The sequence below is a fragment of the Streptomyces sp. NBC_00440 genome (assembly GCF_036014215.1).
Taxonomy (GTDB): domain Bacteria; phylum Actinomycetota; class Actinomycetes; order Streptomycetales; family Streptomycetaceae; genus Streptomyces.
Genome location: NZ_CP107921.1, coordinates 3,486,536 through 3,510,272, shown reverse-complemented (window position 1 = coordinate 3,510,272; position 23,737 = coordinate 3,486,536). Strand labels below are relative to the sequence as shown.

Here is a 23,737-nt window from a genome sequence, read left to right as displayed (position 1 = left end):
CTCGCTTCTGTGGTCACGCTCGTTCACTTCCTCGTGTGCCGGTACCCGTTCCGGTACCTGTGCCGGTGCCGGTGCTCGGACCTGTGCCGGTGTCTGCTGCCGCTGCTTCGGCCGTCCCGCGCGCTGTCAACCGGCCCCTGTTCTTCCTCAATTGACCGGAGAGCGCGGTCTGCTCCTTCAGCGCGGCTTCGGTGAAGACCCGGTAACCGGTGTCAGGCCGGTATCCGTGGATCTCACGGGTGTCGAGGGCTTCCATGTACCGCAGCACCTCCTTGTTGATCACCTGTCCGGGTACCAGCACGGGGAAGCCCGGAGGGTACGGGGTGACGAAGGTGGCCGAGACGACCTCGCGGCCCCCGGCGACGGCCTCGCCGACCTCGTGCGACGGCAGGTACTCGCACTGGGTGTCGTCGTAGGCGAGGAAGAACGCGGTCCGCAGGTCGCCCTCCGGGGTGTGCACACCGGGACGGAAAGCGGCGTGGAACTCGCTGAAGTCCGGCAGCGCGGCCGAAGGGTCGTTGAGAGCCGCCCTCCGCCTGCGGTGCACGGCCCGCTCGCGCGGGTTCATCTCCTCGATGTTCTCCCGGAGTTCCTCGACGATCTTCACGAGGACCTCGATGAGATAGGCGACCGCGCTGCGCGTGGTGCCGATGGTGGTCATGAACAGCAGCGTGTTCCGGGTGGTCTTGTTGACCTGGACGCCGTACCGGTCCATGAGGTGCTCGTGCTTGAAGGTGTCGCCGTCGATCCCGGTGCGGCCGATGTGCAGCGTCGCCCGGGTGGGGTCGAGGACGAACTCGTCGTCCTGCCAGGCGGCGGACATCCGGGCGAGCCCGGTCCGCAGGGGCTGCTCCACGCCGGAGGAACGGAACCGGGCGGGGACCAGCTCGGGTGTGGTGAGGAAGTGCAGGTAGCGGCTCAGCAGCGGATGCTGGTCGATCGCGTCCCGCAGCACCCCCGCCTGCTCCAGCTGCTTCTGTACGAGTTCGAAACCCTCCAGCTCGGCCTGCCGGCGGCCGAGGTCCAGGGAGGCGAGGATCTGGTAGTTGGGCGAGGTCGAGGTGTGCGTCATGTACGCCTCGCGGAAGGTCTCCGCGACCTTGTGCCGGAACTCCTGGTCGAAGACGTGGATCATCGACCCCTGGCGCAGTGAGGTGAGCGTCTTGTGCGTGGACTGGGTGGCGTACACCCGGACCCGCACGGTGTCCGGGTCAGGCATCAGCCGACTGCTGAGCAGGGCCTCCTCGTCCGGTTCAGCGCCCAGCTCCCGGCGGTGCGCGGCGTACCGATCGGCGTAGTCCGCGCTCCGGTAGCGGTCGGTCAGCTCGCGGGCCGCGGCCATCGCGGTGCGGCGCCGGTAGACGGGGTGGAAGCGGGCGAAGGCGAACCACGCCTCGTCCCAGAGGAATGCCATGTCCGGCTTGAGCGCCAGGCACTCCTCCATCACCCGGGAGGGGTTGTAGACGATTCCGTCGAAGGTGCAGTTGGTGAGGAGGAGCAGCTTGACGCGGTCCAGCAGGCCCTCGCGCCGCAGCATCAGCAGCTTCCGCTTGATCTCCTCGATCGGCACGGCGCCGTACATTCCGTACTGGTCGAGCGGGTACGCGTCGAGGTAGACGACATGGGCGCCGGCCAGCATCAGCCCGTAGTGGTGGGACTTGTGGCAGTTGCGGTCCACGAGCACGACGTCGCCGGGCCGCACCAGGGCCTGGACGACGACCTTGTTGGCGGTGGAGGTGCCGTTGGTGACGAAGTACGTCTGCCGTGCGCCGAACGCACGGGCCGCCAGGTCCTGGGCCTCACGCAGCGGTCCGGTCGGCTCAAGGAGCGAGTCCAGGCCGCCGGAGGTGGCGGAGGTCTCGGCGAGGAAGATGTTGAGGCCGTAGAAACGGGCCATCTCCGGGATCCAGTGGGAGGTGACCACGGAGGTGCCGCGCGAGATGGGCAGGGCGTGGAAGACACCGGAGGGCCGTCGGCTGTGGGCCCGCAGCGCGGTGAAGAAGGGCGCGCGGTACCGCTCGCCGATGCCGTGCAGGATGGACAGGTGCAGTTCGAGCAGGCCCTCGCGGGCGTGGAAGACCCGGGCGAAGCGGCGGCTGAGCGAACCCGCTGTCCGCTCGACCGAGGCCTCCGTCATCAGATAGAGGTCCAGTTCAGGCCGGAGCGCGAGCAACCGGTCGCCGAGCAACTGCGCCCGCTGCTCGGGCTGTCGGCCGCACGGGATGTGCTGCCCGGCGTCGCCCTCGAAGAAGCGCCGCAGTACGTGCAGGTCGTGCGCGGACCGGTCGGCGAAGCGGTGGCGGATGACGACGGCCTGCACGCTGGAGTTGACCAGCGCGGTGACGACCGCGTCCTCGAAGCTGGGGGAGATGACGAGGCTGTAGACGAACTCGTCCTCGTCACGGCGCTGCCGGCGCAGTTCGTCGCGCAGCGCCTGTTCCTCCTGGTCGTCGAGTTCGCCGACGACCAGGACCTCGAAGTACGGCTTCGATGCCGCCGCGCCCGGGTCGTACCCCGCTGTGCCGTCGGCCTCCGCCGGTCCGTCGTGCGGTGCCAGGGGGGAGGGGGTGTGGTGGTAGGAGCCGGTGCTCAGCGCCCGGTTCAGTTCCTCCGCGCGCTGTGACAGCCTCCGGTGGTCGCCCGTCTCGTGCAGCCGGCGCAGTTCGGCGAGGCCGGCCTTGCCGGGGAAGGCCCAGCAGTTCTCGATCGGGGTGAGCAGCTGGAACAGCTCCTCCAGACGCCCGGCGTCCTGTTCGCCGGGCGGCCGGTGCGTGAGTTCGCCCAGTGAGCTCCAGGCGTCGGCACGCAACTGGCGGACGCTGTTGTGGACGGTGGCCGTCAGCGGACCCGTGCCGGTGCCCGTGCCCGTGCCGGTGCCGGTGTCCGGCTGGTCGGCGGCCGTCGGCGGATCGGTGTCCGGTTGGTCGGCTGCCGGTGAATCCCCTGAGCGCGTAATGGCGTTCACGGCCGGCGCCGGTGAATTCCCCGCGCGTGTACCGGCGTTCGCGGCTGCCGGGCCGGCGGCCTGGTCGCCCATCTGAGTGGTTCCCTTCGGGTGAGGTCGTGCGGCTCGCCGCGGTCTGCCGCTCACGAGGCGTCCGGGTGGCGCCGGCCCGCCTGCCACACGGCGGAGACCAGGGGTACCCCGGGCCGGTAGGCGAGGTGGACATGGGAGGGGGCGTCGAGGAGGGCGAGGTCGGCGCGGGCGCCGGGTGCGAGGCGGCCGATGTCGTCGCGGCGCAGGGCCCGGGCGCCGCCGGCGGTGGCGGCCCAGAGGGCCTCGTCGGGGGTCATGCCCATCTCCCGTACGGCGATGGCGATACAGAAGGGCATGGAACTGGTGAAGGAGGAGCCGGGGTTGCAGTCGGTGGACAGGGCGACGGTGGCGCCCGCGTCGAGGAGCCGTCGGGCGTCGGGGTAGGTGGCGCGGGTGGAGAACTCGCAGCCGGGCAGCAGTGTGGCGACGGTGGTGCCGTGGGCGAGGGCGTCGACGTCGGCGTCGGTGAGATGCGTGCAGTGGTCGGCCGAGGCCGCTCCGAGTTCGACGGCGAGCTGGACACCGGGCCCGTAGGAGAGCTGGTTGGCATGGACCCGGGGGAGGAGGCCCTTGGCCAGGCCGGCGGTGAGGATCGCGCGGGCCTGGTCGCCGTCGAAGGCGCCCTTCTCGCAGAACACGTCGATCCAGCGGGCGTACGGGGCGCACGCGTCCAGCATCGGTCCGGTGACCAGATCGACGTACCCGGCGGGGTCGTCGGCGTACTCGGGCGCGACGATGTGCGCACCCAGGAACGTCACCTCGTCCGTGTGCTCCCTCGCCACCCGCAGCGCGCGGGCCTCCTGCTCGGGGGTGAGGCCGTAACCGGACTTCGTCTCCAGCGTGGTCGTTCCCTGCCGGAGCGCCTCGGTGAGGTAGCGGGCGAGGTTGGCGCTCAGCGCGTCGTCGCTCGCCTCGCGGGTGGCGGCGACGGTGGTGCGGATGCCACCGGCGGTGTAGGAGCGGCCCGACATACGGGCGTTGAACTCCTCGGTGCGGTCGCCCGCGAAGATCAGGTGGTTGTGCGAGTCGACGAAGCCGGGGATGACGGCGCGCCCCTCTGCGTCGACGCGGCGGTCCGCCGCCGGCGCCGTGCCGGCGGGCCCGACCCAGGCGATGTCCGTGCCCTCGATCAGGACGGCGGCGTCGCGGAGCAGTCCCAGGGGCCCTGCACCGAGCGAGGGGTCGTTGGTGACGAGGCTGCCGATGTTCGTGAGGAGGGTGGTGGTCGCATGTGCCATGTCTCCATGTAGCCCCAGGCGGAGGCCGTACCGCCACGGCGGCCGAGTACCTACCGTCTGGCATCCGAGACACGTTGCGGTTGTGGTCACGGCGGCTGCACTCGGCGCGCGTACGCTCGCGATATGTCCACTGTGCCCGCCGCCGCCCAGGTGTTGGCGATCCTGCGCTATCTCGCACGTCAGGCGGGCCCGGTGCCCGCCGCCGCCATCAGCCGTGATGTCGGGCTGCCCCGGTCGACGACGTACCACCTGCTCGACACCCTCGCCCGCGAGGACTTCGTCGCCCACCTGCCGGAGGAGCGCCGTTACGGGCTGGGTGTCAGCGCCTTCGAGCTCGCATCGGGTTACAGCAGGCAGGCCCCCTTCGAGCGGCTGGCCCGGCTGCCGCTCGCGCAGCTCGTCGACCGCACCGGGCACAACGCGCACCTCGCGCTGCTGCACGGGCGCGAGGTCCTGTATGTGATCGAGGAGCGCGCGCCGGGCCGGGCGCCGCTGGTCAGCGATGTGGGGGTGCGCCTGCCGGCCCACCTCACCGCCAGCGGCCGTGCCGTGCTCGCGCGGCTGTCCCGGGCGCAGGTGCGGGCGCTCTTCCCCGACGCATCGGCGTTCGTCTCCCGTAACGAGACCGGGCCGAACTCGCTGTCGGCGCTCCACAACCTGCTGGTCGGGGTGCGGCGTCGTGGTTACGCGACGGAGGAGGGGGAGGTCACCCGCGGCTTTTCCTCCGTCGCCGCCGCCGTGCTCGACCACAGTGCTCACCCCATCGCGGGCGTCGCGGTCACCTTCCCCGGCGCCGCGGTGGGCCCGGAGGAGCGGGAGCGGATCGCGGGCCATGTCTCCCGTACCGCCCGGGAGCTGACCCGCCGGGTGGGAGGCGTGCTGGAGGCGCCACCGGGCGTGGAAGAAGGGCCGGCGCGCGGCGTTTGAGCACCACCGGGCGCGCCGGCCCTCCGTATGGGGGCCGGCCGGTCCGGACCGTACGGGTGCTGCCGTACGGAACGGACCGGCCGGACGCGGTCAGCTGAGCCGGCCGACAGCCGACTCCGCGGCGGCCACAGCGGCGCCGTCGGCGACATAGCGCACGGACGCCTCGATCTCGGGGGCGAGCCAGCGGTCGGGGCCGGGGCCCTCGACGGTCTGGCGCAGTGCGCCGAGCACCGCGGCCGTCCCGGGCGCCGGGGTCAGCGGGGCCCGCAGGTCGAGCGCGCGCGCAGCGGTGTAGATCTCGACGGCGAGGACGCGGGTGAGCCCGTCGATGGCGCGGCGCAGCTTGCGGGCGGCGGACCAGCCCATCGAGACGTGGTCCTCCTGCATGGCGCTGGAGGGGATGGAGTCGACCGAGGCGGGCGCGGCCAGCCGCTTGAGCTCGGAGACGATCGCCGCCTGCGTGTACTGCGCGATCATGTGGCCGGAGTCGACGCCCGGGTCGTCGGCGAGGAACGGGTTCAGACCGTGGTTGCGGGCCACGTCGAGGAAGCGGTCGGTGCGCCGCTCGGAGATCGACGCCAGGTCGGCGACGGAGATGGCGAGGAAGTCCAGGACAGCGGCGACCGGTGCGCCGTGGAAGTTGCCGTTGGACTCCACGCGTCCGTCGTGGGTCACCACCGGGTTGTCGACGGCGCTGGCGAGCTCGCGGGAGGCGACGGTCTCGGCGTGGGTGAGGGTGTCGCGGGCCGCGCCGTGCACCTGCGGGGAGCAGCGCAGGGAGTACGCGTCCTGCACGCGGGTGCACTCCGGGCCGCGGTGGCTGGCGACGATGCCGGAACCGGCCATCAGCGCGCGCAGGTTCGCCGCGCTGTCGGCCTGGCCCGGGTGCGGGCGCAGCGCCTGGAGGTCGGCGGCGAAAACGGCGTCGGTGCCGAGCTGGCCCTCGACGCTCATCGCGGCGGCGATGTCGGCGGTGCGCAGCAGCTTCCGCAGGTCGTGTGCGGCCAGCACGAGCATGCCGAGCATGCCGTCGGTGCCGTTGATGAGGGCGAGGCCCTCCTTCTCGTGCAGGGTGACCGGGGTGAGGCCCGCCTCGGCCAGCGCCTCGCCGGCCGGCTTGCGCACGCCCTGCGCGTCCCGCACCTCGCCCTCGCCCATGACGGCGAGCGCGCAGTGTGCCAGCGGCGCGAGGTCGCCGGAGCAGCCGAGGGAGCCGTACTCGTGCACGATCGGGGTCAGGCCGGCGTTGAGCAGCGCCGCGTAGGCCTCGGCGGTCTCCGTGCGCACTCCCGTACGGCCGGTGGCCAGCGTCGACAGCCGCAGCAGGACGAGGGCGCGCACCACCTCGCGCTCCACCTCGGGGCCGGAACCGGCGGCGTGCGAACGCACCAGGCTCCGCTGGAGCTGGGCGCGCAGTTCGGTGGGGATGTGCCGGGTGGCCAGCGCGCCGAAGCCGGTGGAGACGCCGTAGTGGGGGACCACGTCGTCGGCGAGGCTCTCGATCACCTCGCGGCTGCGCGCGATCTCCTTGAGGGCTTCCGGGGAGAGCTCGACGCGTGCGTCGTGGCGTGCGACGGCGACGACATCTTCGGCGGAGAGAGGGCCGATACCTACAACAATGTTCATGTCTTCCATGAAGCCGCATGTCAAGGCCGGACGCGACAGGTGGCGGGACAGATATGTCCGGGATCCCAGACAGTGTGAAGTCTGGGATCCCGGACACATCTGTCTCGGCGCGCGCCTGTCGGTTACCGGCGGCCCGCCGGAACGGTCTCCGGCTCGGGCGCTCCCGCCTCGTCACTGCGCCGGCGGGCTTCGAGGCGCGGACCCACCCAGAGCTGGTGGACGCCCGCGAGCAGCGCCAGCCACACGACACCGACGACCAGGGCGATGCGGGTGCTCCCGTAGAAGCCGAGCACCACCAGGACGCCGGCCATGAAGACGATGGCGGCGATCTGTCCGTACGGCCACCAGGGGACGGGGAACTTCAGGGCGGACTGTTCCTCGCCGGGCATGTCCCGCCGGGCCTTCACCTGGGTCAGCAGGATCATCAGCCACACCCAGACCGTGGCGAAGGTGGCGATCGAGGAGATGATCAGGAAGACCTTGCCCGGCATCAGGTAGTTCATCAGGACGCCGAGGAGCAGCGCTCCGATCATGATGAGGGTGGTCACCCACGGCACGCCGTTGCGGCTGAGCCGGCGCATGACCGCGGGCCCCTGCCCGCGCTCCGCCAGGCCGAACATCATGCGTCCGGCGGCGAAGATGTCGCTGTTGATCGCCGAGAGGGCCGCGGTGAGGACGACGGCGTTCAGCACGGTGGCGGCGGACTTGAGGCCGACGCCGGTGAAGATCTGGACGAACGGGCTGCCCGATGTGCCGACGTGCTGCCAGGGGTTGACGGACATGATGACGGCGAGGGTCAGGACGTAGAACAGGATGATGCGCACGGGGATCGAGTTGACCGCGCTCGGGATGGTCTTCTCCGGGGAGTCGGCCTCTCCTGCCGTGACACCGATGATCTCCGTGCCGCCGAAGGCGAACATGACCACGGCGAAGGAGACGACGAAGCCGTGGGCGCCGTGGGCGAAGAAGCCGCCGTTGTCCCAGAGATTCGATATGCCGACGTGTTCGCTCCCGCTGCCGAGGCCGAAGGCGATCACGGCGATGCCCCCGAGGATCATCGCGACGATGGCGATGATCTTCACCAGGGACAGCCAGAACTCCAGCTCACCGAAGACCTTGACGCTAACGAGGTTGAGCGCGCCGATGACGAGGACGGCGGCCAGCACCCAGATCCACCGCGGCACACCGGGGAACCAGAAGCCCATGTAGACGCCGACCGCGGTGATGTCCGCGATACAGACGATGACCATCTCGAAGGCGTAGGTCCAGCCCGTGGTGAAGCCGGCCAGTGGGCCGAGATGTTTCGTGGCGTACTCGCCGAAGGAGCCGGCGCACGGGGAGCTGACGGCCATCTCGCCGAGCGACCGCAGGACGAGGAAGACGGCGGCGCCGCCGATGAGATACGCCAGGAGCACGGCGGGCCCGGCTGCCTTGATGGATTCGGAGGACCCGTAGAAGAGTCCGGTGCCGATCGCCGAACCGAGTGCGATGAAGCGTATGTGCCGAGAAGTGAGACCTCGGCTCAGCGTCGCTTTTTCGGAAGCCAACTGTGTCCTCCCTTGGGACCAGCGGTGATGGGGGGTGCGGGCCTTTGGGGGAGGTAGGGCGGAGTGGGGACTCTCCGAGCCCTGAGCGCCGCGCACCGTGGGGAGCACCCTGTATATTCCTGTATATACAGGTGTTGTCAAGAGGTGATCCAATGAGTGAACAGGGGGCTGCACAGGGCCCGGCGTCGAGCACATCGCCCGCCGTCGGCCGCGCGCTGGACATCCTGGTGTACCTGGCCGGGCGCTCGGGACCGGTGAAGACCGCCGCCATCGCCCGCGACATGGACATCCCGCGCTCCTCCGCCTACCACATCCTCGCGGTGCTGGCCGAGCGCGGATTCGTCACCTACCTCCCGAAGGAGCAGGCGTACGGCCTCGGCATGGCCGCCTTCGAGATCGGCTCCGCCTATCTGCGCCACGAGCCCCTGGAGCGGCTCGCCCGCCCCGTGCTGCGCACCCTCGCCGCCCGGCTCGGCCAGACCGTGCACCTCGGCATCCTGCACGGCGCCGAGACGGTCTACCTGCTCAAGGAGCGCCCGTCGGCGGGCCGTTCCGGCGATGTGGACGTCGACCTCGTCACCGACATCGGCGTCCGCCTGCCGGCCCACCTCACAGCCAACGGCCGGGCCATCCTCGCCCACTCCGAAGCGCAGGTGCGGGCCCTCTTCCCGCGGCCCGGCGACCTCATCACCCGTACGGGCAAGGGGCCGCGGTCACTGGCGGAACTGCTGGACCTGCTGGCCCGGGACCGGGAACGGGGCTGGTCGGAGGAGACCGAGCTGGTCTCCCGGGGCTTCCGCTCGCTGGGTGTGGCGGCCTTCGACCACCACGGGCGTCCCGTCGCCGCGCTCAGCAGCACCTGGCACGTGCACCACAGTCCGCACGACCCCGACGAGGTGCGGGACGTTCTCCAGCAGGGCGCGGCCCGGCTGACGTCCGCCGTCTCCGGCCGGGCACCCGAAAGCCCGAAGCCGGCGCCGCGCGCGGGTCTTCCCGGCCGGGGGCCGGACGGGTGTCACTCCGCTTCGAAGGCGCCTTCGAGCCGGTAGCGCGAGCCGGGGTGCAGCAGGCGCGCGATGCTCACCAGGGCGCCCCGCGACCAGGTGCGGCGGTGTATGAGCAGACAGGGCTCCGACGGGGCGACGCCGAGCAGGGCGCACTCCTCGGCGTTGGGCAGTACCGCCTCCACGATGTGCTCCCCGTGGTCGAGCGGGGCGACGTCGGAGAGGAAGGCGAACGGAGTCCGCGCGGTGAAGTCCTGCTCCAAGTACCCCGGTGCAAAGGCCGGGTTGACGTAGCGGTCCTCCAGCTGGATGACCACGCCGTTCTCGCTGTGCACGACCCGCGAGTGGAAGACGGGCCGCCCCGCGGCGACCCCCAGCTCGGCGCCGGCCCTGCGATCGGCGGGCTCGGCACCGACCGACAGCACCTGGGCGTCGTAGCGGTGGCCCCGCCGGCGGACCTCCTCGGCGATGTTCTGCACCTCGACAAGGCCCGAACTGCCCTTGGCCAGGGCCACGAAGCTGCCGACGCCCATGACCCGCCGGATCAGCCCCTGCGCCGCCAGCTCGCGCAGCGCGCGGTTGACCGTCATCCGGGACAGCCCGAGCGAGGCGACGAACTGGCTCTCCGACGGCAGCGAGTCGCCCTCCCGCCAGCGTCCGCTGCGGATCTGCTCCGCCACCAGGTCCTTGATCCGCTGGTACGCCGGGGTGGCCCCGGCCGCGCGCTCCCCGTACAGACGGGCCAGGTCCGCAGCCCTCACGGTCAAGCCGCTCACCATCCCCTGTCACCGGTCCGTCCCCGCGCCCCCACCGGGGAAATTCTCCGCGTCCCCGCCGGGGGAATCCCCCGGGCCCCCGCCGGAGAAATTATAGGTGAGCCGGATTCCCGGTCTCGGATCCGAGAATCCGGGACAGAAGGCCTGGCCCCCGCCCCGCCCGCCGCCTGTTATGGGAGCGCACGCCGGTGCCGCATCACCGGCGTTCCCCCCTCAGACCCTTCCCCAGGAGGCACCATGACCAGCGTTTCTCCGGAGGCCCGCCCCCGGACCGTCCACGCGCCCCGCGGCACCGAACTGACCTGCCTCGGCTGGCAGCAGGAGGGCGCTCTGCGGATGCTCATGAACAACCTCGACCCCGAGGTCGCCGAGCACCCGGAGGACCTGGTCGTCTACGGCGGCACCGGCAAGGCCGCCCGTAACTGGCCCGCCTACGACGCCATCGTCCGCACCCTCAAGACGCTCAAGGACGACGAGACGCTGCTGGTGCAGTCGGGCAAGCCCGTCGGCGTCATGCGCACCAGCGAGTGGGCGCCGCGCGTGCTGATCGCCAACTCCAACCTGGTCGGCGACTGGGCCAACTGGGAGGAGTTCCGCTCCCTGGAGGCGCGCGGCCTGACCATGTACGGCCAGATGACGGCCGGTTCCTGGATCTACATCGGCAGCCAGGGCATCCTTCAGGGCACCTACGAGACGTTCGGGGCCGTCGCCCGCAAGAAGTTCAACGGCACGCTCGCCGGGACGATCACCCTGACCGCCGGGCTCGGCGGCATGGGCGGCGCCCAGCCGCTCGCCGTGACGATGAACGACGGCGTCGCGATCTGCGTCGACGTCGACCCCACCCGTATCGAGCGCCGCATCGCCCACCGCTACCTCGACGTCGCCGCCGACGACATCGACCACGCGCTCCGTCTCGCCGTCGAGGCCCGCGACGCCCGCAAACCGCTGTCCATCGGCCTGGCGGGCAACGCCGCCGAGGTGTTCCCCGAGCTGCTGGAGCGGGGCGCGCCCATGGACATCGTCACCGACCAGACCTCCGCGCACGACCCGCTGGCCTACCTCCCCGTCGGCGTGAGCCTGGAGGAGTGGCACGAGCAGGCGGCCAAGGACCCGGCGGACTTCACCGAGCGCTCCCGCGCCTCCATGGCCAGGCACGTCGAGGCCATGGTCGGCTTCCTCGACGCCGGCGCCGAGGTCTTCGACTACGGCAACTCCATCCGCGACGAGGCCCGCAAGGCCGGCTACACCCGCGCTTTCGACTTCCCCGGCTTCGTCCCGGCGCACATCCGCCCGCTGTTCGAGGAGGGCCTCGGCCCGTTCCGCTGGGCCGCCCTGTCCGGTGACCCCAAGGACATCGAGGCCACCGACAAGGCCATCATGGAGCTGTTCCCGGAGAACGAGCACCTGCACCGCTGGCTCAAGATGGCCGGTGAGCGCGTCTCCTTCGAGGGCCTGCCCGCCCGTATCTGCTGGCTCGGCTACGGCGAGCGCCACCGCGCCGGCCTGCGGTTCAACGAGATGGTCGCCTCCGGGGAGCTGTCCGCCCCGGTCGCCATCGGCCGTGACCACCTCGACTCCGGCTCCGTCGCCTCGCCGTACCGCGAGACCGAGTCGATGCTCGACGGATCCGACGCGATCGCCGACTGGCCGCTGCTCAACGCCCTGGTGAACACCTCGTCCGGCGCGTCCTGGGTCTCCATCCACCACGGTGGCGGCGTCGGCATGGGCCGCTCCATCCACGCGGGCCAGGTCTGCATCGCCGACGGCACCGAACTCGCCGCCCAGAAGCTGGCCCGGGTGCTCACCAACGACCCCGGCATGGGTGTCATCCGGCACGTGGACGCGGGCTACGACCACGCCACCTCCGTGGCGCGCGACCGCGGGGTGCGCATTCCGATGACCGAGGAGAACGATCGATGACGGCGACCCGCACACCGCCCTTGACGGTGGATGTGGCCCCCCGCCCCTGGACGGGCCGCGACGACGGGCCCGGTACCGACAACCTGCGCTGGCACCATGTGACCGGCCTCGACCCCGACCGGGCAGAACCGGGCGACGTGGCGTTCGTCGGCTTCCGCAGCGACGAGGGCGTACGCCGGAACAAGGGCCGCCAGGGCGCGGCGGACGGACCGCGTGAACTGCGCGCCGCCCTCGCGCCCATGGCGCTCCCGTGGCCGGTGCGGGCGCTGGACCTCGGCGACATCGAGGTGGCCGACGGCCACCTCGAAGAGGGGCAGCACCGGCTGGGCCAGGTGATCACCCCGCTCGTCGACCGCGGCCACCCGGTGGTGGTGCTCGGCGGCGGCCATGAGGTGGCCTACGGCAGTTACATCGGGCTGGCCGGTACGCGCGCGGTGCGCGAGGGCGGCCGCCTCGGGGTGCTCAACCTCGACGCCCACTTCGACCTGCGCGACGACGTACAGCCCAGCTCCGGCACGCCGTTCCTCCAGATGGCACACGCCGAGCAGCAGCGCGGTGAAGAGCTGAACTACTGGGTGCTCGGGGTGAGCCAGCCGAGCAACACCGAGCGGTTGTTCCGCACCGCCGACGAACTCGGCGTGCGGTACCTGCCGGACACCCAGTGCCGCATGTTCGACCTGCCGCTCGTCGACGGATTCGTCGACGCGTTCCTGGCGAGCTGCGACGTCGTCCATCTGAGCATCGACCTCGATGTGCTTCCCGCCGGCGCGGCTCCCGGGGTCAGCGCCCCGGCCGCCTACGGCGTGCAGATGGAGATCATCGAGCACGTATGCGCCCGAGTGGCGGCCGCCGGAGCTCCCCTGCTGGTCGATGTCGCCGAGCTGAACCCGGGCCTCGACGTCGACCACCGCACGGCGCGGGCGGGCGCCCGTCTGATCCACCGCATCCTGACGTCGGGGGGCACGCCGCGGACGTGACCGGCGCTGAGAATCCGGCGCCGGGGAAGAGCTGGGGAAGAGCGGAGGCAGCCGCCGGGTCAGTCGGTCCGGGCCTTGAGGTGGGCCCGCTCGCCCTGGTGCCCGAAGAGTACGAGCAGTTCCACGGGCCGGTCGTCGTCGGGACCGAGCCAGTGCGGTACATGGGTGTCGAACTCGGCCGCCTCACCGGCTTTCAGCGTCAGGCGCTGCTCGCCCAGGATCAGCCGCAGCCGTCCGGCGAGCACGTAGACCCACTCGAAACCGGCGTGCGTCTTCAGCTCGGGATCGGTGCCGGGCCTGGGCGGGATCAGCAGTTTGTGGGCCTGTACGCCGCCGGGACGGCTGAGCGGCACATACGTCATGCCGTCCCGGGTGACCGGCTGGAGATGGATGCGCGGATCGCCGGTGCGCGGTGCTCCGACCAGTTCGTCGAGGGGGACCGCGTAGATCTCCGCGAGCGGCAGCAGCAGCTCCAGGGTCGGTTTGCGGTCGCCGCTTTCGAGGCGGGACAGGGTGCTCCCGTTGATCCCGGTCCGCTCGGCCAGCTCGGCCAGCGTCAGGCCGCGCCTGTGCCGCAACTCCCGCAGGCGCGGTCCCACGGCGTCCAGCACGTCCTTCTTCACGGCGACCATGCCTTCAAGATGCCGAAACAGCATGAACCTTTGCAACCCCGGCCGTGGACGGCGCAGTGTCCTCACCACAGGCCGCACCGCGCGGACCGCCCCGTCAGAGAGCCGTGCCCATGAACAGCGCCACCGACTCCGCATCCTTCTGGGAGAACCACTACGCGACCCTCCCCCCGCAGTGGGGCACCAGGCCCAACGCGGTCCTGGCCGGACTCGTTCCCGTACTGGCGCCCTCTCCGGGAACGGCGCTGGACCTGGGCTGCGGGCACGGCGGTGACGCGTTCTGGCTCGCCGCACGCGGCTGGGACGTCACCGCGGTCGATGTCTCCGCCACGGCCCTGGACCGGGTGGCCGCAGGTGCCGGAGCCGCCGGTGCGGCCGACCGGATCCACCCGGTCCGGCACGACCTGGCCGAGACGTTCCCCGAGGGCTCCTTCGACCTCGTCAGCGCCAGTTACTTCCACACACCGGTCGAGATCCCCCGCGACGAGGTACTGCGCCGGGCCGCCCGTGCGGTGGCGCCGGGCGGGCTGCTGCTCGTGGTGGAGCACGCGTCGGTGGCGCCCTGGTCCTGGCAGGCCGGTGAGGACGTGCAGTTCCCCACCCCCGATGAGGTGCTGGCGTCCCTGCGGCTCGACGGCGGCTGGCACACCGAGCGGTGCCACGCACCCCGGCGGACCGCCACCGGGCCCGAGGGCCGGACCACGACCGTCACCGACAACGTCATCGCCGTACGGCGCACGCCCTGACGCCGGGGCCGGACCCTGGACGGTTCCGGATCCTGGACGGTTCCGGCCCTATCCCTTCGCCCGGCGGGTCTTCGCTCCCAGCGCGTAGAAGACCACCCCGACGGCCAGGAACAGCGCGATGGGCACGGTCTGGGTGAGGGTGTACGCGAGGCGCTGGCCCGCGAAGGAGTCGGGCAGGGAGCCGGACGGTGAGCCCGAGGTGCCGAACCAGCCGACCCCGAAACCCGGCCAGATGAGCACGATCACGGTGAACGCGACCAGTCCGGTGGCGAGCACCGTCACCGTCCACGCGCCGACGCGTCCGCCCGGCACGGAGTAGGGGCGCGGGGCTTCGGGGTACTTGCGGCGCAGCGCCAGCAGGCTGGGGAAGGTGATCACGTACGAGATGAACGTCGTGGAGATCGTCAGGCTCAGCCCGGCCGCGAAGTACTTCTCGCCGTTGCCGCCGGTGAGGTTGAGCGCCACGACGAAGAGGACCGACGCGAGTACGGCGGAGAGCAGGTTGACCCGCACCGGAGTGCCGTGCTTCTCGGAGATGGTGCCGAGCCAGGCAGGCCCGGCACCGTCCGCGCAGGCGACCGCCTGTGCGCGGTGGGCTCCCATCGCCCAGGTGACGCCGGAGGTGAGCAGCCCGATGATGAGCCCGGCCGCGGCGATTCCGCCGAAGACGGCACCCGCCCCGGTGAGGGTGACGGCTCCGTCGGCCGCGATGTGCCCGCCGTACACGGTGAACACGGCCTTGCAGGCGTCGATGAACCCGCCGAGACTGCCGATCTCCTTGCCGGGCAGGACAAAGAGGATGCCGAGGATGGGGCCGCCGTAGAGGACGAGGGAGGCGAGCCCGGAGCGGAGGATGGCGAGGGGGATGTCGCGGCGCGGGTTGGTCATCTCCTCGGCGGCGGAGCTGGGCAGTTCGAAGCCGACGTAGTTGAAGATGAGCACGGGGACGAGGGCGACGAACCCGGTGTACGTGGGGGTGAACTCCCCTGCGGGCAGGCCGTGTACGCCGTTCTCGGCGGCGAAGACCACCACGGAGACCAGGAAGAAGCCGAGCAGCACGATCCGGGCCACGGCTCCGGCGATGGGCACCCACTTGCCCACCCGCACGGACTGGACGATGGCGAGGGTGCCGCCCCAGATGAAGACGAGGCCGGCCGCGTACTTCCAGATGCCGGGCAGCGGCGTGAAGAACTCCTCCCACGTCGTCAGGGCGATGATGCAGAGACTGCCGCCCACCCAGACGGGGTTGGACATCCAGTAGAGGATCTGGTTGACACCCGCCGTCAGCCGCCCGAAGGCGAGCCGGGTCCAGACGTAGGGGCCGCCCTGGACGGGGAAGGCCGAGCCGAGTTCGGCGACGAGCAGTCCGTACGGGAGGAAGAAGGCGAGCGCGAGGATCGCCATCCAGGTCAGCCCCTGCGGTCCCTGCGCGGCGACCGAGCCGATCGTGTCCAGGCCGACGAGGGTGCAGATGAGGAAGAACAGGACGTCGAGACGGCGAAGGTCCTTGCGCAGCCGGCCCCGTTGCTCGCCCCAGCCGGTGGACAGGTCGGGGGTCTCCGGGGCGGGCCGGGAGGCTTCGGTGGGCGGTGCTTGGGTCACGGAGGGACTCCTACGGCGGTACGGGAGCGTACTGGCGCGGCACATGTAACTGACTGAATGGCCAGTCAGTAGGGAGACTGTGTCCCCAGCCGTGTCCCGGTGTCAATACTCCGTCGGCCCCTGTCTGGACCGCCCGTTGGGACCGGCCGTGTGCAGGGTGTGCCGTGTGCAGGGTGTGCGGGGTCCGTCCGCGTACGGAGGGCCGTCCGCTCCGGAATAGGGTGACGGCATGGCGAGAGTGCGGTTGAGCGTGGAGGAGCGGCGCGGGGAGATGCTGCGCGCCGCCGTCGAGCAGATCGAGGCGCGGGGCGTGCCCGCCGTGCGGATCGCCGATGTGGCCTCGGCTCTCGGGGTGAGCAACGCGCTGGTGCTCTACCACTTCTCGACCAAGGAGAAGCTCGTGGCGGCAGCGTTCCACCATGCCGCCGAAGGCGACCTCGCTCAGCTGCGGAAGTTGCTCGGGCGCCGCACGCCGGCGGTGCACCGGCTGCGTGCGGCGGTGCGCTGGTACGCGCCGACCGGGCAGGCCAAGGGCTGGCGGCTGTGGATCGAGGGCTGGTCGGCGGCGCTGCGGGACCCGGGCCTGCGCGAGGTGACCCGGGATCTCGACCAGCAGTGGAAGGCGGCGCTGACCGAGGTCATCGCGGAGGGCGTCGAGGCGGGCGAGTTCCCCTGCGCGGATCCGGCCGCCGCGGCGTGGCGGCTGACCGCGCTGCTCGACGGGCTGGCGGTGCAGATGACGTCGTACACCGGCTACACCGGGGCGCTCACCCGCGCCACGATGCTGGAGTGGACGGACGACGCGCTGGCGCGCGAACTCGGCATCGACCGCGCGGCGCTCACGAGGCCACCGCAGCAGCAGTAACCCTCCCGGCGCTGTCGCCCTGGTCGCCCTTTTCGCCCTTGCCGTCCCGGACCATCGAATCGAGGATGGTCCGGACCGTTTCCTCGGTGATGCCGGGGTGGAGGAACGCGAGCCGGGCGACCGTTTCGCCCTCCCAGACGCTCGGGGTGATGAAGGCGACGCCCGACGCCAGAAGCTCCTTGGACCAGGCGTAGTAGTCCGCCGGCTGCCAGCCCGTACGACGGATGAGGACCACGGTCAGTTCGGGCTCGCGGAGCAGTTCCAGGCCGTCGTACTGCTCGACCAGGCGGGCCGTGCGCTGCGCGATGGCCGCGCCGTGGGCGACCGCGTCGCGGTAGGCGTCGGTGCCGTGGACGGCGAGGGAGAACCACAGCGGCAGGCCGCGGGGGCGCCGGGTCAGGTGGTAGGCGTAGTCGCTCGGATTCCACTCGCCGCCCTCGTCGTCCCCGTGGATGGCGTCCAGATACGAGGCGTCCTGCGTGTGCACGGTGCGCGCCGTCCTAGGGTCCCGGTAGAGCAGGGCGCCGCAGTCGAACGGCGCGAACATCCACTTGTGCGGGTCGACCACGAGGGAGTCGGCGTGCTCGATGCCCCGCAGCCGTTCCCGCAGTTCGGGAACGAAGAGCGCCGCGCCGCCGTACGCGGCGTCGATGTGCAGCCACAGACCGCGGGCGCGCGTCTGCCCGGCCACCCCCGCGAGGTCGTCGATGATCCCGGCATTGGTGGTGCCCGCGGTCGCGACGACGGCGACGACGGGTGCTCCGCCGTCCCGCTGCGCCGCGTCCAGGGCGGCGGTGAGCGCCTCTCCGGTCAGCCGGTGGTCGGTGGTGGGGACGACGAGGGCTTCGACGCCCAGGATGCGCAGGGTGTTGCCGACCGAGGAGTGGACCTGGTCGCTCACCGCGATCCGTACCGGGGCGCGTTCGTCGAGGCCGAGGCGGTCGCGGCCGGTGTCGCGGGCGACGACGAGGGCCGAGAGATTGCCGGCCGAGCCGCCGCTGACGAAGCAGCCGCCGGCGCCGGCGGGCAGGCCGGCCAGGTCGGCGAACAGGCGCAGTACGGAGTTCTCGGCGGCGACCGCGCCGGATGCCTCCAGCCAGGAGACGCCGTGCAGGGACGAGGCCGAGACCACCATGTCGAACAGGGCCGCGGCCTTGGTCGGGGCGCCGGGTATGAAGGCGAGGAAGGCCGGGTGGTCGCAGGAGACGACGGTCGGTTCGAGGTCCTCGGTGTAGGTGCGGAGCACGTCGGCGGGGTCCCGCGGGGCCGCTCCGATGGTGTCCTTCAGGGCCAGGGCCAGCTCCTGGTGGTCGCCGAGGCGGCCGAGCGGTGGCGGGTCGAGCCGGAGCCGGTGCAGGAGGTGGTCCATGACCTGCTGGGTGAGGTCCTCGTCGTAAGAGTGCACGGGGCGTCTCTCCTGTCGCGCGCTGCCGGTGGATATGTGAGGCGTTCTCATGGGCGATCCTAATTGGGTCTCTGGCGGACCCAATTAGGAGCCTAAGGGCCACCCCCGTCCGCGTCAATCATGTTCGTCGCGAGGTGCGAGGTGCGAGGTGCGAGGTGCGAGGCGCGGGGGGCGAGGGGCGCCGGCGGGGCGCCGCCGCGGAACGCGAGTGCGGAACAAGTGCGGCACGCGAGCGCGGCAGTGGCCTGAGCGGTCCGAGTGCCCCGGTGATCCGGCGTCGCGGTGACCCGGCGCCGCGGTGGGTCAATCGTCCGAGGCGAACTGGCCCAGCAGGGACAGGAACTGGCGGTGCGAGGCCCGCAGATGCTCCAGCATCCGGGCCTCCGCGGCATCACCGTCACCGGACAGCACGGCGAGCGCCACGCCCTCGTGCTCCTCGCGGAAGGCGCAGCCGAAGTCCCGGCCCGCCGGGTACACCCGGGTCCAGTCCGAGCCGAGCCACAGGGCGTTGCCGCCCACGAACATCTCGGTCCTGGCCCGGGTCACCGCCTCCGCCAGCACTTCGTTGCCGCCGGTGGTGGCGATGCCGAGGTGGAAGGCGGTGTCGACGCGGTGGTACGCGCCGAGGTCCGCCACCTCGGTGTCGAGCAGTGCCACGAGTTCACGGCGGGCGGTGCCCGACCCGCGCTCCGCGGCCAGCCGCGCCGCGAAGGGCTCGATCGCCTGCCGGTACTCCATGTAGTCGCGCAGCGAGGCCCGGATCCCGGCCGTGATGGTGGCGCGCGCCCGCTCCCGGCCCGGCCGTACGGCCTCGACCCGGGTGCCGCCCGAGCGCCCCAACGTCGTGCTGACCAGCCCCTCTTCGGTCAGCTCGCGAAGCGCCTGCCGTACGGTGTTGCGGCCCACGCCGAAGACGCCGGCCAGTTCGCGCTCGGTGGGCAGCCGGTCGCCGGGGGCGAAACCACCGAGGGCGATGCGCTGGCGCAGCGCCTCGGCCACCACCGCGTGCGAGGCCGCCTGTTTCGCGACGGCTGCTCGCTCGTCACGATTTCCGCTGCTGCTCACGTGCCCTCTCCCCGGTCGCGGGTCGGGCGCCTGCCGCCGTACCCCTGAGGGTCATGTTATTGGACCTGGCGCGGATCCTATTGACACTCCGATCTTGGCGACTTAGCGTCACCCCATCGTTTTTGGGTCTCACGCAAGCCCAATGGTCGGCCGTGAAGGGCCGCCCGTGAAGGAGTACGCGCATGAGCACAGCCTCTGGTGCCGGGACGGCACCCCTGAGCAGGTCCAACCCGTGGAAAGTCGCCGGGGCTTCGATGATCGGGACCAGCGTCGAGTGGTACGACTTCGGCATTTACGCCACCGCTGCCGCGCTGGTGTTCCCCGAGCTGTTCTTCCCGGAGATGAACCGGGCGCTGGGCACCCTCATGTCGTTCACGACACTGTTCGTCGGGTCTCTGGGGCGCCCGCTCGGGGCCATTGTCTTCGGTCACATCGGCGATCGCTTCGGCCGCAAGAGGGCTCTCATCTGGTCGATGACCCTGATGGGCGGGGCCACCGTCTGTGTCGGCCTGCTTCCGGGCTATGCGTCCATCGGCGTCGCCGCGCCGATCCTGCTCGTACTGATACGGATGATCCAGTCCCTCGCGGTCGGCGGCGAGTGGGGCGGGGCGGTCCTGTTCGCCGTCGAGCACGCCCCGCCGCGACGCAAGGCGTTCTTCGGATCCTTTCCCCAAGTCGGCGACGGCGTGGGGTACTTCCTCTCCACCGGTGTCTTCGCCCTGATGGCTCTGGTCGGCCACCGGGCGCTGGTGGACTGGGGCTGGCGCGTCCCCTTCCTGCTGTCCGCCGTGCTGGTCCTCGTCGGCCTGGTCATCCGCAGCAGCATGGAGGAGTCCCCCGAGTTCGAAGCGGCCCGGCTCGCCGAACAGGCCGAGGAGAAGCAGGCGGCGCCCTTCGTCGCCGTCATCCGCGACGCCTGGAAGACCTGGCTGCTGGCCTCGGGCGCCTTCCTCATCACGGTCGCCGGCTACTACATCGTGGTCACCTTCATGTCGACGTACGCCGTGTCGGACCTGGGGTTCACGGACTCCCAGGCGGCGGGCGCCGGTACGGCGGCCTCGGTCGTCGTCATCATCTGCACCCCGCTGGCGGCCCTGTTCGCCGACCGCTACGGGCTGCGCAAAGTGACGCTCACCGGGATCCTCCTCCATGTGGTGGTCGCCTTCCCGATGTTCTGGCTCGTCGACACCCACTCGGTGGCCGGGCTGTGGCTGGCGATGTGCCTGCCGATGCTGGCCAGCACGATCGCGTACGCCTCGATCGGCACACTTGTCTCCGGCTGGTTCGCCCCGAGGGTCCGCTACACGGGCCTCTCGATGAGCTTCCAGACGGCCGGCCTGGTCGGCACCCTGGCCCCGGCCGCGGTGACCTGGCTGTACAGCGACCTCGGCAACTCCTGGACCCCGGTCGCCCTGACCTTCGTGGCCATGGCGCTCGTCAGCGCGGTCTGCCTGACGGCGTGCGACCCGGGCCGTACGGCTGCGAACACCGCCGGAAGCGACGCCGGGAGTGTCAAGTCGAAGGAGAAGGTGGAGGGGGCGGACTCACGGGCGGCCGGTGAAGCGGTCGGCATGTGACGGGCCGCCTCCGCCAGCCACTCGATCCGGTGGACGTTTGGTCCAAGCCATGAAGACTCGGGGGCCGACTCGCTCACGGCAACGAGCGGGTCAGCCATACCAGTTCACCGCTGTCGTCCGTGGAAACGTGATCCCGCTCGAACCCGATCTTCTCAAGGACACGGAACGATGGTGTGTTCCATGCGCGGACGGTCGCCCAGAGCCGATTCCGCCCGGTCGCCATCGCGGCATCGAGCACCGCTCCGGCCGCCTCGGTAGCGTAGCCATGCCCCTGCGCGCGCTGGAACAACTCATACGCGATTTCAGGCTCCTCTACGGTGGAGCGGCCGATGATCAACCCGCAGTAGCCGATGAAGTCGCCTTCGTCACGGCGCTGGATGGGCAGCAGGGTGATCCCCGTTGTCGCTGTTGCGGTGAGCTGCTTGGCGATGAGTGTCCGGGTGTACTCGCCCGAGGGTGTCCCGTTGCCGCGTTCGGAGTGCAGGGCGCGGAGCTCACTGGCGTCCGACTCGGCCCACGGCCGCAGTATCAGCCGCTCGGTCTCAAGGTGGAACGGCATTGTCCCGTACGTAGACATGGCCCCACTCTGCCCCCACGGGTCATCACGAACCACAGTTGGAGCACAGGGGCCTGTCCGGCGGATCGTGCCGGACAGGCCCCTGGTCGGTCCCTGGGGAACGCTCAGCGCTTGAGCGTGAAGGTGAAGTCGCCGGAGAGCTTGCCGGTCAGCCGGACTGCCGAAACGAGCTTCCCCTCCGTGATCAGTCTCACGGCCTCGGCCCGCGAAAGACCGCAACCTTCAGCGATCAATCGCACCGGCCGGACAGGGATCCGCGCCGCAAAGCGGACCGAGACGTCGATCGCCTCGCGGTCCAGGTGATCCGATCCGCCGGTGTCGAGGCGCCAGGCGTTGTCCCAGTCGAGGGCGATGCGATTACGGCGCTGCACGACCGGATCCTGGAGCAACTCGGCTGCCAGGCCAAGGTCGTTGGCATGCAGGCTGTCCAGCAGCTCCGGCCGTATGGAGCGCACATTCACCCGCTCCAGGACCGTGAGCTTTGCCGTCTCCCCACAAGAGGTACAGAGCACGAGGAGCCAGGCGTCGATGAGCTTGTGGTTGGCGTTGGCGCGAAACTTGCCGTTTGCCCGGAAGCGTTCAGACGCGCAGGTATGGCAACGGCGGACGACGAGAGGCAGGCAGGTGGGCATGACAACCCAGTTGTTGAGCACAGAAGTACACCGGTTTCAGTGAGAAGACCGCAGCAGAAAGGAGCGCGGCGCACTTGTGCGACGCGCGACGAATCAGCACTCGGGAGGTCTCACAGGGTGTACAAGGGCACGTCCTTGCCTGGACGACTGGTTCGGCAGCACGGTAATGGCGCACAGCGGAGCTGTTCCACTGGTTTCCGAGCGCCTCACCGTCAGGTTCCGGCCGGCGGATCATGGGCGGAGCCAGCGTCGGATCGAGGCAGTGGTGACGGTGCCGTGAAAGACGTAGGCGCGCTTGTCGTGCCTCGTTGCGACGGCCCGAATGTTCTTGAGAGCGTTGATCGTCCGCTCAACTTCGTGCCTCTGTTGGTAGATCGTCTTGTCGAACTGGGGACTGCCAAAGGCCGTACTGCCGTATCCCGGTCAGCGGGAAGAAGCTCTGTCGTTGAGGAATCGTGATGGGTACGGTCCCGGCGACGGCCGGGAGGGGTGCCCGTGCCCGTATCCCGGTGTGGGAGACGGGCACTACGCGACAGCTGGGCACGTTCGACGTGTTCGCCCGCGTCTGAGCCCCGTATCCGCGATGCCGAAACCCCATGAGGCCGAAGCCCCACCAAGCTGAAGCATGAACGGAGCGCGACATGCCCGACAGCCGTGACAGCCTGCACGACTTCGCCCAGCAGTACGGACCGAGGGCGCTGATCACCGGTGCTTCCGAAGGGACCGGCGCCGCCTTTGCCCGGCAGATCGCCGCTCAGGGCATCGACCTCGTACTGCTGGCACGCCGTCCCGATCCGCTCCGGACACTGGCGGAGGAGATCGAGTCGACGTCCGCCGTCCAGGTGCGGACGGTCGCCGCCGATCTCACCTCCCCGACGCTGCTCGATGACATCGCGGATGCCACCGACGGCCTCGACATCGGGCTGTTGATCCACAACGCGGGCGCATCGGTCGGCAACGGTCTGTTCGCCGGCCGCCCGCCGGGCGACGCGCTGCACCTGCTCGATCTGAACTGCCGGAGCGCGGTCACGTTGGCTCATCACTACGGCCGCCTGATGATCGACCGGGGCCGTGGCGGGATCGTGCTCATGACGTCGCTGGCCTCGGCGGCGGGGAACGGCTACAACGCCGCGTACAGCGCCTCCAAGGCATTCGAGCGGGTGCTCGCGGAGGCCCTGTGGGTGGAGTACGGACAAGCCGGGGTGGACGTACTCGGGGTGGTCGCCGGTCTCACTGACACCCCGGCTGCCCGGCGGGAGGGACTCGTCCGGCCGGACGGTTCGGGCCTCGGCGGATTCACCCCCATGCACAGCGACGATGTCGTACGGGAGGCCCTGGCCGCCCTGGGCAACGGTTCACCGCTGCATACGCCGGGCGAGGCCAACCGGGCCGCCGCGCAGGCGATGTGGCCGGTGCCACGGCGCGACCTCGTGATGACGATGACGGACAGCAACGCGGACCTGTACGGATTCGACCGGCTGACCGCTCCGTAGCCCCGATGACGACGCGGCGGTCTGCCGCGTCGACTGCCCCTGGCACGAGGTGGGCACTCGCCCTCACGCCGAAAAGAGAATGCAAGCACGCTTG

The 23,737-nt window shown here is 70.8% G+C and carries 19 protein-coding genes and 1 pseudogene; 8 read left to right on the top strand and 12 right to left on the bottom strand.

What is annotated here, in order from left to right; genetic code table 11:
• Positions 1-13: 13 nt before the first annotated feature.
• Together OHB13_RS15615 and hutI are read right to left on the bottom strand one after the other, a co-directional pair.
• Positions 14-2,965 carry an aminotransferase class I/II-fold pyridoxal phosphate-dependent enzyme gene (locus OHB13_RS15615; RefSeq protein WP_328377525.1) on the bottom strand — a complete coding sequence of 984 codons (2,952 nt, stop codon included), beginning with the start codon at positions 2,963-2,965 and terminating at the stop codon, positions 14-16.
• A gap of 122 nt (positions 2,966-3,087) precedes the next feature.
• Positions 3,088-4,275 carry an imidazolonepropionase gene (gene hutI / locus OHB13_RS15610; RefSeq protein ID WP_328377524.1) on the bottom strand — a complete coding sequence of 396 codons (1,188 nt, stop codon included), beginning with the start codon at positions 4,273-4,275 and terminating at the stop codon, positions 3,088-3,090.
• Between the two features lie 123 nt (positions 4,276-4,398).
• Here hutI and OHB13_RS15605 point away from each other — a divergent pair, with 123 nt between their 5' ends.
• Positions 4,399-5,202 (top strand): IclR family transcriptional regulator, encoded by an 804-nt coding sequence (locus OHB13_RS15605; protein ID WP_266855734.1) that lies wholly within the window; start codon positions 4,399-4,401, stop codon positions 5,200-5,202.
• Positions 5,203-5,292: 90 nt separating this feature from the next.
• Here the strand turns inward: OHB13_RS15605 and hutH are convergent, their stop codons facing one another.
• Together hutH and OHB13_RS15595 are read right to left on the bottom strand one after the other, a co-directional pair.
• Positions 5,293-6,837: a histidine ammonia-lyase gene (gene hutH / locus OHB13_RS15600; protein WP_328377523.1), complete on the bottom strand. Its 1,545-nt coding sequence runs from the start codon at positions 6,835-6,837 to the stop codon at positions 5,293-5,295.
• A 113-nt stretch (positions 6,838-6,950) separates the two neighbouring features.
• Complete coding sequence (locus tag OHB13_RS15595; RefSeq protein WP_328377522.1) at positions 6,951-8,375, bottom strand: amino acid permease; 1,425 nt, start codon at positions 8,373-8,375, stop codon at positions 6,951-6,953.
• 152 nt (positions 8,376-8,527) lie between these two features.
• On the opposite strand from OHB13_RS15595, the gene OHB13_RS15590 reads away from it, so the two are divergent.
• Positions 8,528-9,424, top strand: coding sequence for an IclR family transcriptional regulator (locus tag OHB13_RS15590; protein WP_328377521.1), 897 nt, complete (start codon positions 8,528-8,530; stop codon positions 9,422-9,424).
• On the opposite strand, the gene hutC is transcribed toward OHB13_RS15590, so the two are convergent.
• Positions 9,391-10,140, bottom strand: a complete 750-nt coding sequence (gene hutC / locus OHB13_RS15585; protein ID WP_266860969.1) for a histidine utilization repressor — start codon at positions 10,138-10,140, stop codon at positions 9,391-9,393. The genes OHB13_RS15590 and hutC overlap by 34 nt on opposite strands.
• 252 nt (positions 10,141-10,392) lie before the next feature.
• Here hutC and hutU point away from each other — a divergent pair, with 252 nt between their 5' ends.
• Positions 10,393-12,075: a urocanate hydratase gene (gene hutU, locus OHB13_RS15580; RefSeq protein WP_266855738.1), complete on the top strand. Its 1,683-nt coding sequence runs from the start codon at positions 10,393-10,395 to the stop codon at positions 12,073-12,075.
• Positions 12,072-13,052, top strand: coding sequence for a formimidoylglutamase (gene hutG, locus OHB13_RS15575; protein ID WP_328377520.1), 981 nt, complete (start codon positions 12,072-12,074; stop codon positions 13,050-13,052). The genes hutU and hutG overlap by 4 nt, the downstream gene beginning before the upstream one ends.
• A gap of 59 nt (positions 13,053-13,111) precedes the next feature.
• Here hutG and OHB13_RS15570 read toward each other — a convergent pair whose 3' ends face one another.
• Positions 13,112-13,684, bottom strand: a complete 573-nt coding sequence (locus OHB13_RS15570; RefSeq protein ID WP_328377519.1) for a helix-turn-helix domain-containing protein — start codon at positions 13,682-13,684, stop codon at positions 13,112-13,114.
• Positions 13,685-13,794: 110 nt separating this feature from the next.
• On the opposite strand from OHB13_RS15570, the gene OHB13_RS15565 reads away from it, so the two are divergent.
• Positions 13,795-14,427, top strand: a complete 633-nt coding sequence (locus OHB13_RS15565) for a class I SAM-dependent methyltransferase (RefSeq protein WP_328377518.1) — start codon at positions 13,795-13,797, stop codon at positions 14,425-14,427.
• Between the two features lie 48 nt (positions 14,428-14,475).
• On the opposite strand, the gene OHB13_RS15560 is transcribed toward OHB13_RS15565, so the two are convergent.
• Positions 14,476-16,029 carry an APC family permease gene (locus OHB13_RS15560; RefSeq protein ID WP_328377517.1) on the bottom strand — a complete coding sequence of 518 codons (1,554 nt, stop codon included), beginning with the start codon at positions 16,027-16,029 and terminating at the stop codon, positions 14,476-14,478.
• 229 nt (positions 16,030-16,258) lie between these two features.
• Here OHB13_RS15560 and OHB13_RS15555 point away from each other — a divergent pair, with 229 nt between their 5' ends.
• Positions 16,259-16,894, top strand: coding sequence for a TetR/AcrR family transcriptional regulator (locus OHB13_RS15555; protein WP_266855743.1), 636 nt, complete (start codon positions 16,259-16,261; stop codon positions 16,892-16,894).
• On the opposite strand, the gene OHB13_RS15550 is transcribed toward OHB13_RS15555, so the two are convergent.
• Positions 16,869-18,299 (bottom strand): pyridoxal phosphate-dependent decarboxylase family protein, encoded by a 1,431-nt coding sequence (locus OHB13_RS15550; protein WP_328377516.1) that lies wholly within the window; start codon positions 18,297-18,299, stop codon positions 16,869-16,871. The two genes, OHB13_RS15555 and OHB13_RS15550, sit on opposite strands and share 26 nt — an antisense overlap.
• Before the next feature lie 303 nt (positions 18,300-18,602).
• Positions 18,603-19,364 (bottom strand): FadR/GntR family transcriptional regulator, encoded by a 762-nt coding sequence (locus OHB13_RS15545; protein WP_328377515.1) that lies wholly within the window; start codon positions 19,362-19,364, stop codon positions 18,603-18,605.
• Positions 19,365-19,546: 182 nt separating this feature from the next.
• On the opposite strand from OHB13_RS15545, the gene OHB13_RS15540 reads away from it, so the two are divergent.
• Positions 19,547-20,941, top strand: coding sequence for an MFS transporter (locus tag OHB13_RS15540; RefSeq protein ID WP_328377514.1), 1,395 nt, complete (start codon positions 19,547-19,549; stop codon positions 20,939-20,941).
• A gap of 73 nt (positions 20,942-21,014) precedes the next feature.
• On the opposite strand, the gene OHB13_RS15535 is transcribed toward OHB13_RS15540, so the two are convergent.
• The 3 genes and pseudogenes from OHB13_RS15535 to OHB13_RS15525 form a co-directional block, all read right to left on the bottom strand.
• Positions 21,015-21,518: a GNAT family N-acetyltransferase gene (locus OHB13_RS15535; protein WP_328377513.1), complete on the bottom strand. Its 504-nt coding sequence runs from the start codon at positions 21,516-21,518 to the stop codon at positions 21,015-21,017.
• Between the two features lie 104 nt (positions 21,519-21,622).
• On the bottom strand, positions 21,623-22,171 hold the full coding sequence (locus OHB13_RS15530; protein WP_328377512.1) for a DUF1062 domain-containing protein: 549 nt from the start codon (positions 22,169-22,171) through the stop codon (positions 21,623-21,625).
• Positions 22,172-22,381: 210 nt separating this feature from the next.
• A pseudogene (locus OHB13_RS15525) lies at positions 22,382-22,516 on the bottom strand (IS5/IS1182 family transposase); the annotation flags it as partial.
• Positions 22,517-22,791: 275 nt separating this feature from the next.
• On the opposite strand from OHB13_RS15525, the gene OHB13_RS15520 reads away from it, so the two are divergent.
• Positions 22,792-23,643: an SDR family NAD(P)-dependent oxidoreductase gene (locus OHB13_RS15520; RefSeq protein WP_328377511.1), complete on the top strand. Its 852-nt coding sequence runs from the start codon at positions 22,792-22,794 to the stop codon at positions 23,641-23,643.
• Positions 23,644-23,737: the final 94 nt, after the last annotated feature.